This window comes from Kitasatospora sp. NPDC058478, assembly GCF_042720345.1.
Classification (GTDB): domain Bacteria; phylum Actinomycetota; class Actinomycetes; order Streptomycetales; family Streptomycetaceae; genus Kitasatospora.
Window position 1 is genome coordinate 1 of record NZ_JBHXML010000130.1, and the last position, 12,182, is coordinate 12,182.

A 12,182-nucleotide genomic window follows, 5' to 3' on the forward strand; every position below is an offset into this window, starting at 1 on the left:
AGCGGACTCCCCTTCGTCGTCGCCCTCAACGGCTTCGACGGACACCAGCCCCACACCGCCGACGAGGTCCGCGAAGCACTCCAGCTCAGCGCCGAAACCCCCGTCGTCACCCTCGACGCCCGCCGCCGCGACAGCGCCAAGAGCGCCCTCATCACCCTCGTCGAACACGCCCTCCTCGCCCGACTCCGATGACGGACACGGCCGCGGCCGCGGCCCACGGACCTTCGTTCGGAGGTCTGCGGGCCGCGGCCGCGGCGGGTCGCCCGGCGGGCTGCCCGGTGAGCTACTCGGCGGTCTGGTCGGTGGGCTCCAGGCCGGCCCGGATCAGCCCGTAGGTGTAGGCGTCCTCCAACGCCAGCCAGGAGGCGGCCACCACGTTGTCGGCCACCCCGACGGTCGACCAGGTGGACGTGCCGTCGGTGGACTCGATCAGCACCCGGGTCTTGGAGCCGGTGCCGTGCTGGCCCTCCAGGATGCGGACCTTGTAGTCCACCAGCTCGAACCGGGCCAGCGGCGGGTAGATCCCCTCCAGCGCGGTGCGCAGCGCCTGGTCCAGCGCGTTCACCGGGCCGTTGCCCTCGCCGGTGGCGATCCGGCGCTCCCCCTTCGCCCACAGCTTCACCGTCGCCTCGTTGCCGGTGAACCCGTTCGGGCCCTGCTCGCTGATGGTCCGCCAGGACTCCAGGGTGTAGAAGCGCTCCCGGCCGCCGCGCACCTCGTCGCGCAGCAGCAGCTCGAAGGAGGCGTCGGCGGACTCGTAGGTGTAGCCGAGGTTCTCCTGCTCCTTCACCTTGGCCACCACCCGGCCGGCCAGGTCCCGGTCGCTGGACAGGTCGTAGCCGAGCTCCTTGCCCTTGAGCTCGACCGAGGCGCGGCCCGCCATGTCGGAGACCAGCATCCGCATGGTGTTGCCGACCCGCTCCGGGTCGATGTGCTGGTACAGGTCAGGGTCGACCTTGATCGCGGAGGCGTGCAGGCCCGCCTTGTGCGCGAAGGCCGAGTAGCCGACGTACGGCTGGTGGGTGGAGGGGGTCAGGTTGACCACCTCGGCGATCGCGTGCGACAGCCTGGTCATCTCGGCGAGCCGCCCCTCGGGGAGCACCCGCCGGTCGTACTTGATCTCCAGCGCGCCGACCACCGGGAACAGGTTGGCGTTGCCGACCCGCTCGCCGTAGCCGTTGGCGGTGCACTGGACGTGGGTGGCGCCGGCGTCCACCGCGGCCAGCGTGTTGGCCACCGCGCAGCCGGTGTCGTCCTGGGCGTGGATGCCCAGCCGGGCACCGGTGACGGCGAGGACGTCGGCGACGGTCTCCCGCACGCCGGCCGGCAGCATCCCGCCGTTGGTGTCGCACAGCACCACCACGTCCGCGCCCGCCTGGTGCGCGGTGCGGACCACGGCCAGCGCGTACTCGCGGTTCGCCCGGTAGCCGTCGAAGAAGTGCTCGCAGTCGATGAACACCCGCCGCCCCTGCGCACGCAGGAACTCGACGCTGTCCCGGACCATCTCCAGGTTCTCGTCGAGGGTGGTGCGCAGCGCCAGCTCCACGTGCCGGTCGTGCGCCTTGGCGACGAGGGTGACGACCGGGGCGCCCGAGGCGACCAGCGCGGCCAGCTGCGGGTCCTCCGCGGCCTTGCCGCCGGCCCGGCGGGTGGCGCCGAAGGCGACCAGCCGGGCGTGCCGGAGGTCCAGTTCGGCGGCGGCCCGGGCGAAGAACTCGGTGTCGCGCGGGTTGGCCCCCGGCCAGCCGCCCTCGATGAAGCCCACCCCGAACTCGTCCAGGTACCGCGCGATGGCCAGCTTGTCCGCCACCGTCAGGTTGATGCCCTCCCGCTGCGCACCGTCGCGCAGGGTGGTGTCGAACACGTGGAAACTGTCGTCGGTACGGCTGACCTCGGTCATGACCCCTGGTTCTCCGTTCGGGGAGGTTCGTACTGCTCTGCCGGATTGCGAGTCCCGGCTCCACTGTCCAGCATCCCGCGCGCGGCTCCGGTGTCCCCGAGCCCCTTGTGGGGGCTCTCGGCCGGTCCGGAGGCTGTGTTCATCGGGGCGGTGCCCGAAAAACGAAAAAACCCCTCGCGGGTGCGAGAGGTCTGCGCGCGGGTCTGGACGCTGGTGGTCGCTCCGCATCGGGTCCTGCGGGAGCGGTCACTGCGGACCGGCGCGCCTGCTGCTAATCATCAGCGACAGCGAGGACACGCTCGCAGTCTGGCACACGTCCCGGCATCCGGCCCGCCCGTCTCGCGATGCGGAACAGGGCAGGCCGGAGCGGGTGCCGCCTCAGACGATCTTGTGCAGCCAGCCGTGGGTGTCGGGGGTCTGGCCGCCCTGGATGGCCAGCAGGGCCCGGCGCAGCTCCATGGTGGTCGGGCCGGGCTCGCCGGCGCCGACCGTCCAGTCGGCGGCGGCCGACTTGACCGAGCCGACCGGGGTGATGACGGCGGCGGTGCCGCAGGCGAACACCTCGGTGAGGGTGCCGTCCGCGTTGGCCTGCTGCCACTCGTCGGTGGAGATCTTCCGCTCCTCGACGGCGTAGCCGAGGTCGGCGGCGAGCTGGAGGAGCGAGTCGCGGGTGATGCCGGGCAGCAGGGCGCCGGACAGCTCGGGGGTGACGATCTTCGCGTCCTTGCCCTCGCCGAAGACGAAGTACAGGTTCATGCCGCCCATCTCCTCGATCCACCGGTGCTCGGCGGCGTCGAGCCAGACGACCTGGTCGCAGCCCTTCTCGGCGGCCTGGGCCTGGGCGATCAGCGAAGCCGCGTAGTTGCCGGCGCACTTGGCGGCGCCGGTGCCGCCGGGAGCGGCCCGGACGTACTCCTTGGACAGCCACACCGAGACCGGCTTGACGCCGCCCGGGAAGTAGGCGCCGGCCGGCGAGGCGATGATCATGAACAGGTAGGAGTTGGCCGGGCGGACACCCAGACCGACCTCGGTGGCGAACATGAACGGACGCAGGTACAGGCTCTGCTCGGGCTCGTTCGGCACCCACCCCTGGTCCTGCTGGACCAGCAGCTCGACGGCCTCGACGAAGGTCTCCACCGGCAGCTCCGGCATCGCCAGCCGGCGGGCCGAGGCCTGGAAGCGGGCCGCGTTGGCCTCCGGACGGAAGGTCGCGATGGAACCGTCGGCCTGGCGGTAGGCCTTGAGGCCCTCGAAGATCGACTGGCCGTAGTGCAGGGTCATGTTCGCCGGGTCGACCTCCAGCGGCGCGTACGGCGCCAGCTGGGCGTCGTGCCAGCCCACGCCCTCGGTCCAGCGGATGGTGACCATGTGGTCGGTGAAGACCCGGCCGAAGCCGGGGTTGATCAGCCGGGCCTCGCGCTCCGCGGTGGGCAGCGGGTGGGCGGAAGGCTTGAGGTCGAACGTGATGGGCGCCTGGGTGGGCGTGCTCATGGCTGTTTCCTTCACCGTGGGGTAGGTCCGGGCCGCCACCGCCGGGTGCCCGCCGCGGCCAACCAGCACCGGAACGAACGCACAACGGCACGACCCACTGTCGATACTCGCATCCAGAGGGCCGTGCCGAACAGCTGCCCGCTCCTTGGGGAGCTGCAAGCTGCGGTTATGTGGTGCGGCCCGCCGGGCCGCGACCGTTGTCGGCCCCGGCCCGTGGGCCGGAGTCCGTCAAGCGGATCCGGCCCGTCAGCCGGCTACTCGGGTGACCAGCGCGTCGCCGACCGCGGAGGTGCTGCGGGTGCCGGTGCGCTCGGCCAGGTCCGCCGCGACGGCGGCCTCCACCCGGGCGGCCTCGGCGGCGAAGCCCAGGTGCTCCAGCAGCATGGCGACCGACAGCACGGTGGCCGTCGGGTCGGCCTTGCCCTGGCCCGCGATGTCCGGCGCCGAACCGTGCACCGGCTCGAACATCGACGGGAACTCGCCGCCCGGGTTGATGTTGCCGCTCGCGGCCAGGCCGATCCCGCCGGTGACGGCGGCGGCCAGGTCGGTCAGGATGTCGCCGAACAGGTTGTCGGTGACGATGACGTCGAAGCGCTCCGGCTGGGTGACGAAGAAGATCGTCGCCGCGTCGACGTGCAGGTAGTCGGTGGTCACCTCCGGGAACTCCCGGCCGACCTCCGCGAAGATCCGCGACCACAGGTGCCCGGCGTGCACCAGCACGTTGTTCTTGTGCACCAGCGTCAGCTTCTTGCGCGGACGCGCCTGGGCCCGGCGGTAGGCGTCGCGCACCACGCGCTCGATGCCGAACGCGGTGTTCAGGCTGACCTCGGTGGCCACCTCCTGCGGCGTCCCGGTGCGCAGCGAGCCGCCGTTGCCGACGTACGGGCCCTCGGTGCCCTCGCGGACCACCACGAAGTCGATGGTCGGCTCACCGGCCAGCGGGGACTTCACCCCGGGGAACAGGCGGCCCGGACGCAGGTTGATGTGGTGGTCGAAGGCGAACCGCAGCTTCAGCAGCAGCCCCCGCTCCAGCACGCCCGACGGCACGCTCGGGTCGCCGATGGCGCCCAGCAGGATCGCGTCGTGCGACTTCAGCTCGGCCAGCACGCTGTCCGGCAGGGTCTCCCCGGTCCGGTGGTAGCGCCGGGCGCCGAGGTCGTACTCGGTGGTCTCCAGCTTCACCTCGGCGGGAAGCACGGCACCCAGGACCTTGAGACCTTCGGCCACCACTTCCTGGCCGATGCCGTCACCCGGGACAACTGCGAGACGAATCGTGCGAGACATGCTCGGACCCTACTCCGGTGTCCCAGGGGCTGACACCCGGCGTCCACCATCCGGACGGGTCAGGGTGACCGTCAACGGAAACGGCCGCTGAACCGTCAGGCTGCCAGGGAAAGTCCCGCTCTGAACGTAATCGCCGGCAGCCTCATCCAACTCGTAGGCGTAAACCACCGGTTCACACCGCTCACGCTCGACACGCCAGAAGTAGCGGATCCCGGCAGCGGCGTACTTGCGCGGCTTGACGTCGCGGTCCCGCTCCGCCGATGCCTCCTCGACCACTTCCACGGCCAACAGAACATCCCGGGCCAGCCAGAACGTCTGACCGGGCCCGGTGTCCGCTCGGGCATCGACGACCATGACATCGGGCTCCGGCCGGTTACGGGTGTCGAGCTTCAACCCCATCCGGCAGCAGACCTCCCAACCGTCCGGCACCTGGTCGGCCAGTTGCTGATCCAGCCTGCTGGTCGTCCGGGCATGGAACGTTGTCTGACGGGCGGAGAAGACCAGGCCACCGAAGAGCAACTCGGTGTGGGGCGGGAGATCCCGTAGCCGATCCAGGTCGTCCGCGGTGTAGCCGGTAGCCGGAGGGCGCAGCCACTCCGGCATCGCAAGGTCGAGTTCCCTTTCCACGGGGGCACCGTCGCAGGCCGATCCGCCGGGCTGCCACCTCATCACCCCTTCGAGGGAGCGCGGGGGGCCTGATCCGCGCGGGGGGCGCGCTTAGGGTGGCGGGGTCCGGCAATCCCTCGCGGAAACGGGGTCGAGCAGCAGATGGGCGTGCGGCGGCGGGAGGTGCTGGTCTGCGGGAGTGCGGCCGGGCTGGCGGCGGGCGGGTACGCGCTCGCGGTGGGGCTGCGCGGGGTGTGGCCGACGGGGGCGGGCGAGGCCGCCCTGCCGTACCACGCCCACCTGTGGGACCTGCTGCACGGGCGGGCCGCCGGGGACCTCCTGTTCAACTGGAACAGCGGCTACGGCGTCCCGTTCCTCGCCGACTTCTTCGCCTACCTGATGAACCCGTTCTCCTGGCCGACCGCCCTCCTCCCCCGCGACCAGGGCCGGCTCGCGCTCCTCCTGGTCACCCTCGCCACCATCGGCCTCGGCACCGCCCTGATGGCCCACCTGCTCGGCCGGCTGCACGCCGGCCCGCACTGGCTGCGGGCGCTCGCCGCCGTCGGGTACGGGCTCTGCGCCTGGGTGCTCGACGTCGGCGGGGCGGCGCCGATGTGGCTCTGGGGCCTGGTCTCGCTGCCGCTGCTCGGCCTGGCCGCCGACTGGTGCCTGCGCGAGCGGCGCTGGGTGGCCGGCTCGCTGTGCGTCACCCTCGCCTGGGCCGGCAACCTGTACACCGCCGCGCTGGCCACCCTGATGGCCGGGCTGCTGCTGGCCGTCCGTCTGTTCGCCACCCCGCGGCCGTTGCGCCACCGGGTCCGGGTCACCGGGCGGGCCTTCACCATGGCCACCACCGGCGTCCTGCTCGCCTCGCCCGTGCTGTTCGTCGCCGTCCGGGCCGCGCACGGCGCCCAGCCGGAGTCCCCGGTGCAGCCGCTCGGCCCGTCCGGGCTCGGCGGGCACCTCGCGCAGTTGCTGCCCGCCACCCACGGCGGGCGGCCGCTGCCGGACGTCGCGATCGGCCTGCTGGGGCTGCTGCTGGTGTGCGGGCTGCCGTTCAACCGGCGGGTGCGGGTACGGGAGCGGGCGGTCTGGTGCGGGGCGCTGGTGCTGGTGGTGCTCAGCTTCGTCTGGACCCCGACCGTGCTGGTCTGGCACGGTCTGGCGATCCCGGCCGGCGGGCCGTACCGGGTCGCGTTCGTGCTCAGCGGCCTGCTGGTGCTGGCGGGCTGGGTGTCGCTGGCGCACCGGCCGGACCGGCTGACCCTGCTGGGCGGCGCCGCCGTGGTCGCGGTGATCGCCGCGCTGGCGGCGGGCCGGCACTCGGTCCGCGCCTCCACCTGGACGCTGCTGGCCGTCGGCGGGGTCGTCCTGCTCGCCGCGCTCTGGACCCTCGACCGCCGGCACACCGACCGCCGGGCCACCGCCCTGGCGACCTGGGTGCTGGCCGGCGCGGTACTCGGCAACGCCGTCTGGTCCGGGTACGCGGCGCTCGCCGCCGCCCCGGCCGACCCCGCCTCCCCCGCCGCCGTCCGGGCCGGGTACGCGGCGGTGCGCGACGGCGCCGACTGGCCCCGGGGCCGCAGCGACCCCGGCCCGCACGCCTTCACCACCAACGATCCGCTGCTGCTCGACGGCCAGGGCGGCGGCTACTTCAGCGGCTACCTGCCGACCGTCGCCGCCCTGCTGCTGCACGACCTCGGCGCGGGCTGGACGGCGGGCGGGCGGCAGACCGCCAGCGTCACCGACCCGGTCGGGCAGGCCCTGTTCGCCGTCCGCGCCCACCTCGACGACGGGCCGCCCCCGGCCGGCTTCACCCCCGGACGGGCCGCCGCACCGCCGCTGGTCACCGTGCTGCCGCCCGGCGCCCGGCCGGACACCTCCTCGGTCTGGTCCCGGCAGGAGTCACTGCTCGGCCGCCGGGTGTACGAGGCCCCGCTGCCCGTCCCGGCCGGCGGCCCGGCGCCAACCCTGCACGGCACCAGCGGCTGGTCGCTGCCCGGCGGCGCCGAGGGCACCGTCCTCACCGCGGCCTGCACCCCCGGCGGCACGGCCTACTTCCACGGCGTCTGGTACCGGGGCACGGTCAGCGGCCTCGGCACCACCTACCGCAGCGACGGCGAACAGCCCACCACCGCCGTCGCGATCCACCGGCTGGGGCCGGTCCCCGCCGACGGGACGGTCCGGGTGACCCTGCGCTCCGACACGGTCGGCCAGGTCCCGGCCCGTCCGATCGGCTGCCTGCGGCCCGGCGCCCTGGACGCCGCCGTCGCCCGTCTCACCGCCACCGGCGCGACCGGCGTGACGGCCGGCGGGCACACCCTCGCCGCGACCCTCCCGGCCGGCTCCACCGGCACCGCGCTGCTGTCCGTCCCGGCCGCCGAGGGCTGGACCTGCGCGGCGGGCGGCGGCCGGTACGTCCCGCCGACGCCCGTCCTGGGCATGATCGGCGTACCGCTCGGCGCCGGCGCCGACCGCATCGCCTGCTCCTTCCGCCCGCCCGGTCTCACCGAGGGCCTCACCGTCTGCTCCGCCACCGCCGCCGCCCTCGCCCTGGTCGCCGTCTTCACCCGCTTCTCCCGCCGCCCGACCCGCGCCCCCCGCCGCACCCGCCGGCTCGCCGCCCAGGCCGCCGACCGAGGCTGAGGCGGCCGGGCCTGACGCAACCGGGCCTGAGGCAGCCGGGCCTGAGGCGGCCGGGCCGGGCACTGCCGACCGCCGGTGGCACCGCAAGTGGGCCCGCGCCACCGAGGCGCGGCACAACGCGCGAGGGGCGGCCCGCCAGGTCGGCGGGCCGCCCCTCGGACGGGTGCGGTCAGGGGAGGCTGATCACCTGGCTCCGGTGGGCGGCGGGGTTGAGGTGGTGGAGCAGGAGCAGGCGGGAGGTGTCGCCGGGGGTGCGGCGGATGTCGAGGACGGTGCCGGGCCGGACCGGGGTGGCGAGGGCCGCGGGGCCGCCGAGGCCGGCGCGGATGTCGACGGCGGGGTGCAGGACGTCGAGGGCCAGGACGGGGCGGGTGCCGCGCAGGCCGATGGCGGAGTAGGACTCGGCCGGGTCGGGTGTGCCGGGGGCGACGGTGCTGGTCCAGACGCCGTAGTGGATGGTGCTGTGGCCTTCCCGGACGCCCGGGAGGGCGCTCAGCCGGACGGGGAGGACGACGGCGTCGCCGTCCAGCAGGGCGGTGTCGGTGTCGCCCCAGTGGCCGTTGAGCGGCTGGACGTCGAGTTCGGCGCCGGTTCGGGCGTCCAGGGCGCGGGAGACGAGGACGTCGCTGTTGCGCAGCCGGTCTGCTTCGAGGATGACGTCGGTGGTGCCGTCGCCGTCGGTGTCCAGGGAGACCCGGACGCCGTAGAGCCCGACCGGGGTGGCGGCCGGGGCCCAGAGCTGGGCGCCCACGTAGAGCAGGTCGGAGCCGGTGGCGGCACCGACGACCCGCAGGTTGGCGGCCCGGTCGCCGGGGTGCTGGACGCAGACGTCCTGCGGGGGGTCGGCCGGCTCGGCGTCGTCGTCGGGCCGGATGCCGGCCCCGGGCCCGACGGCGGCTTCGCTGTCGGGCGGGCAGTCGGCCCAGCGGGTGCCTTCGCCGCCGAGGGTGAGGGCGGTGACGAGTCCGGGCCGGTTGCCGGGGGCGGCGCTGCCGCCGAGCATCAGGACGGTGCCGTCCCGGGTGGTGCGGGCGGCGGCGGTGGCGGTGAGGTCGGTGGCCGGGCGCGGGGCGGCGAGGACGGGGACGCGCAGTTGGGGCAGGGCCGGGTCGGTGACGGGGGTGAGCAGGACGCGGCCGGAGAGTTCGGCGCGGTAGCTGCGGGCCTTGCCGTCCTGCACGGTGTCGATGGTGGGGTCGGGGGCGCGGCCCAGCTCCCCGGGGACGGCGAGGGTGACGTGCACCCGAGCGGTGCCGCCGGCCGGGACGTCGACCTGGTCCGGCGTCACCTCGAAGGTGGCGCCGGGCAGTTCGGTGGCGGCCGCGTAGCCGGTGCGGTAGCTCAGCGGCCGGTCCGCGTGGTTGCGCACCTCGATGTCGCGGCCGAGGGCGGTCGGCCCGGCGATCTCGACCGGCCCGTAGGAGACGCCGACGCTGCCTTCGGCCGCTCCGTCGCCGGCCGCGTAGGCGACGACGGGGGTGTGGACGGCCCGGTCGACCTGGGCGCGGCCGGCGCCGGTGCGCTCGGGGCCGTAGACCGGTCCGCCGTGGTCGTCGCCGAGCCAGGTGTCGACGGCGGTGTTCATGAGCGCGGCCTTGAGCTGTTCGACCGGCCAGTCGGGGTGGGCGGCGCGGACGAGGGCGGCGAGGCCGGTGATGTGCGGGGTGGCCATCGAGGTGCCGTCCTCGCGCTGGCCGCCGCTGCCGGTGCCGACGAGGGCGGACCAGATGGTCTCGCCGGGGGCGGCGAGGTCGGGTTTGACGATGCCGGGGACGCCGATGCCGCGGGAGGAGAAGTCGGTGAGGGTGTCGGTGCGGGCGGGCTGGTTCTGGGAGACGGAGCCGTGCAGCGGGTTGCCGGGGGCGGCGAGGCGGACCTCGACCGGCCCGGCCGCGGCGGCCTGCCGGAGCCGTTCGCCGTCGGCGTGGGCGAGCAGGGCGGCCGGGATGCGGTCGTTGCCGGAGATCTCGGCGAGGTGGTCGGTGTCGGCGGCGTAGAGGGCGCCGATCGCACCGGCGTCGGCGGCGTGGTCGGCGCGGGGGCCGGAGTTGCAGGCCCGTTCGGTGTCGCGGGTGCGCCAGGTGAGGACGGCGATCTTTCCGGCGAGCCGCTGCCGGTCGGCTTCGCTGTAGGCGGCGCAGCCGTCGGACTGGTCGGCGGGCAGGGCGAGTTGGCCGCTGACGTCGGCGCTGGACCAGCCCTGGTAGCGCTCGCTCCAGTGGGCCGGGACGACGCCGGCCAGGCTGGCGGGGGCGAGCACGGTGAGGCCGTCGGTGTCGCTGTGCGGGTCGACGGAGGCGGCGACGGCGATGGCCCGGGCGGCGGTGCCGGGGCTGCCGCCGATGCCGTAGACGTCGCCGTCGTTGCCGGCGGCGGCGACCACGACGGTGCCGAGGGCGGCGAGCCGGTCGACGGCGAGGGCGTCGGTGTCGTCGGGGTTGCCGAAGCGGCTGCCGAGGGAGAGGTTGACGACGTCGAGGCGGTCGCCGAGGTCACCGTCGCCGTTGGGGTCGGCGGCGAGGTCGAGCGCCTGGGCGAGCCGGTCGGTGGAGCCGTCGCAGCCGAAGACCCGGATCGCGTACAGCTGGGCGCCGGGGGCGGCGCCGGGGCCGACCTTGAACCCGGCGGGGTCGAGTCCGGGCCGGTAGGGGCCGGTGTACGGGTGACCGTCGGCGGTGACGCCGTAGCCGGCGGCGGTGCCGGCGACGTGGGTGCCGTGCCCGTTGCGGTCGCAGTCGATCGGGTTGTCACTGGGGTGCGGGACGGGCTGGTGGTGGGGGGAGGACGGGTCGGGGTTGTAGTCGTCGCCGACCAGGTCCTTGCCGCCGATCACCTTGGCGTTGGGGAACAGCTCGGGCGGGGCCGGCTTGCCGCGTTCGACGGAGCGGAAGGCGGCCTCGGTGCCGGGGCCGCCGAAGTCGGCGTGGGTGTAGTCGATGCCGCTGTCGACGATGCCGATCCGCACCCCCTGGCCGGTGTTGCCGTCGCCGGTGGCGCCGGCCCAGACCTGCGGGGCGCCGATCAGCGGGACGGAGTAGGCGTTGTCCCGCTGTTTGCGGACGATCGGGTGGACGGCCCGGACGCCGGGCAGCGCGCGCAGGGCGGGCAGCCGGTCGGCGGGCGCGTTGACGGCGAGGCCGGTGAGCAGGGTGCGGGTGCGGTAGAGCTCGCCGGCGGTGGGCGCCGCCCGGTGGACGGCCGCGGCGAGCCGGTCGAGGGCTTCGCCGGCCTTGGCGCGCTGGGCGGCGCCGGCGTCGGCGGCCTCCCGGCGGGCGGCTTCCGGGGAGCGCTGGGCCCGCCGGGCCCCGTCGGCGGCGCGCCGCCAGGCGGGGCCGGCCGGCTCGGTGCCGAGTTCGAGCAGGACGGTGGCCGTTCGGCCGGCCCTCGACGGCTCCGTCGGGGGCCCGCCGGAGGCCGGGGTGGCGGCGAGCGCCGCGCTCCCGGCCAGTACGGCCAGGGTGAGGCCGATCCGGGTGATGGGTCGGCGGACGGATGGCAGGCGCACTGGGCCCTCTCCCCCCGGCAGGGGGACTGATCCGCACACCGTGTCGCTGACGCCCGCCCGCGCGAACGTCGATCACCCTTCCGGGGGCCCCAAATTAGGATGATCGCGCCGGCGAGCGCGAGCAACTTCCCTCGGACGGACGCCGGTTGCACTCGACCGGGTGACCTGACGGCAGCCCGAGCGGCCTATTCGGCGGATGAACGGCCGGGTCGGAGAAGCCCCCCGAGGAGGGCCGTCCGACGACCCCTGACAGACAGGCCCGCCAGGGGTTCCCGTCAGAGGTGCCCGGTCGAGCCGCCGTTGTCGCGGCGGTCCAGCGCCCGCTGCAGCGCGGCGGCGGCGAAGGGGTTCCGCTCGGCGGCCCGGCGCCGGCGCGGGGCGCGGACGGGGGTGGCGGCGGGGGTGGCAGTGGCGTGGCGGTCGGCGGTGAGGGGCATACCGGGCTCCTTGGAAGCGGCGCCCCGAAGAGGGCGCGGGAGGGGAGGGGTACGCGCGGGGGCAGGGATCGCCTGCCCGTGAAGGCGCACGCGGACACGGGCCGAACGCCCTGTCTACAGGGTCGGCACGCCGTATCGCCCTTCCACGGTACGACCGGGCCCGGGCCGTGTCTGCACGAATACTTGGATTTCCTAGTATCTGAGACGGGCGCCGCCCGGGGGAACGCAGCGGGGCCCGGACCCCCGGCCGACCGCGGGGCGGGGCCCCGGGGGGGGGGGGCGGAGGCGGCCCCCTCGGCCCAGCGGGCGGAGC

The 12,182-nt window shown here is 75.0% G+C and carries 7 protein-coding genes and 1 pseudogene; 2 read left to right on the forward strand and 6 right to left on the reverse strand.

Annotation, left to right across the window (positions count from 1 at the left end; translation table 11 throughout):
* Positions 1–192: pseudogene (locus tag ACFWPT_RS40045) on the forward strand (ATP-binding protein); the annotation flags it as partial.
* A gap of 91 nt (positions 193–283) precedes the next feature.
* On the opposite strand, the gene cimA reads toward ACFWPT_RS40045, so the two are convergent.
* From cimA to ACFWPT_RS40065, 4 genes are all read right to left on the reverse strand, one after another.
* Positions 284–1,900: a citramalate synthase gene (gene cimA / locus ACFWPT_RS40050; RefSeq protein WP_380380428.1), complete on the reverse strand. Its 1,617-nt coding sequence runs from the start codon at positions 1,898–1,900 to the stop codon at positions 284–286.
* Between the two features lie 378 nt (positions 1,901–2,278).
* Entirely contained in the window at positions 2,279–3,391 is a 1,113-nt protein-coding gene (locus ACFWPT_RS40055; protein ID WP_063347722.1) for a branched-chain amino acid aminotransferase, read from the reverse strand.
* Positions 3,392–3,637: 246 nt separating this feature from the next.
* On the reverse strand, positions 3,638–4,675 hold the full coding sequence (locus ACFWPT_RS40060) for a 3-isopropylmalate dehydrogenase (protein ID WP_063347723.1): 1,038 nt from the start codon (positions 4,673–4,675) through the stop codon (positions 3,638–3,640).
* Positions 4,676–4,684: 9 nt separating this feature from the next.
* On the reverse strand, positions 4,685–5,302 hold the full coding sequence (locus ACFWPT_RS40065; protein ID WP_380487906.1) for a Uma2 family endonuclease: 618 nt from the start codon (positions 5,300–5,302) through the stop codon (positions 4,685–4,687).
* A 141-nt stretch (positions 5,303–5,443) separates the two neighbouring features.
* Here ACFWPT_RS40065 and ACFWPT_RS40070 point away from each other — a divergent pair, with 141 nt between their 5' ends.
* Positions 5,444–7,927 (forward strand): YfhO family protein, encoded by a 2,484-nt coding sequence (locus tag ACFWPT_RS40070; protein ID WP_380487908.1) that lies wholly within the window; start codon positions 5,444–5,446, stop codon positions 7,925–7,927.
* A 169-nt stretch (positions 7,928–8,096) separates the two neighbouring features.
* On the opposite strand, the gene ACFWPT_RS40075 is transcribed toward ACFWPT_RS40070, so the two are convergent.
* Both ACFWPT_RS40075 and ACFWPT_RS40080 read right to left on the reverse strand, forming a co-directional pair.
* Complete coding sequence (locus ACFWPT_RS40075; protein ID WP_380487910.1) at positions 8,097–11,432, reverse strand: S8 family serine peptidase; 3,336 nt, start codon at positions 11,430–11,432, stop codon at positions 8,097–8,099.
* 275 nt (positions 11,433–11,707) lie between these two features.
* On the reverse strand, positions 11,708–11,869 hold the full coding sequence (locus tag ACFWPT_RS40080; RefSeq protein WP_363378780.1) for a hypothetical protein: 162 nt from the start codon (positions 11,867–11,869) through the stop codon (positions 11,708–11,710).
* Between the last annotated feature and the right edge of the window lie 313 nt (positions 11,870–12,182).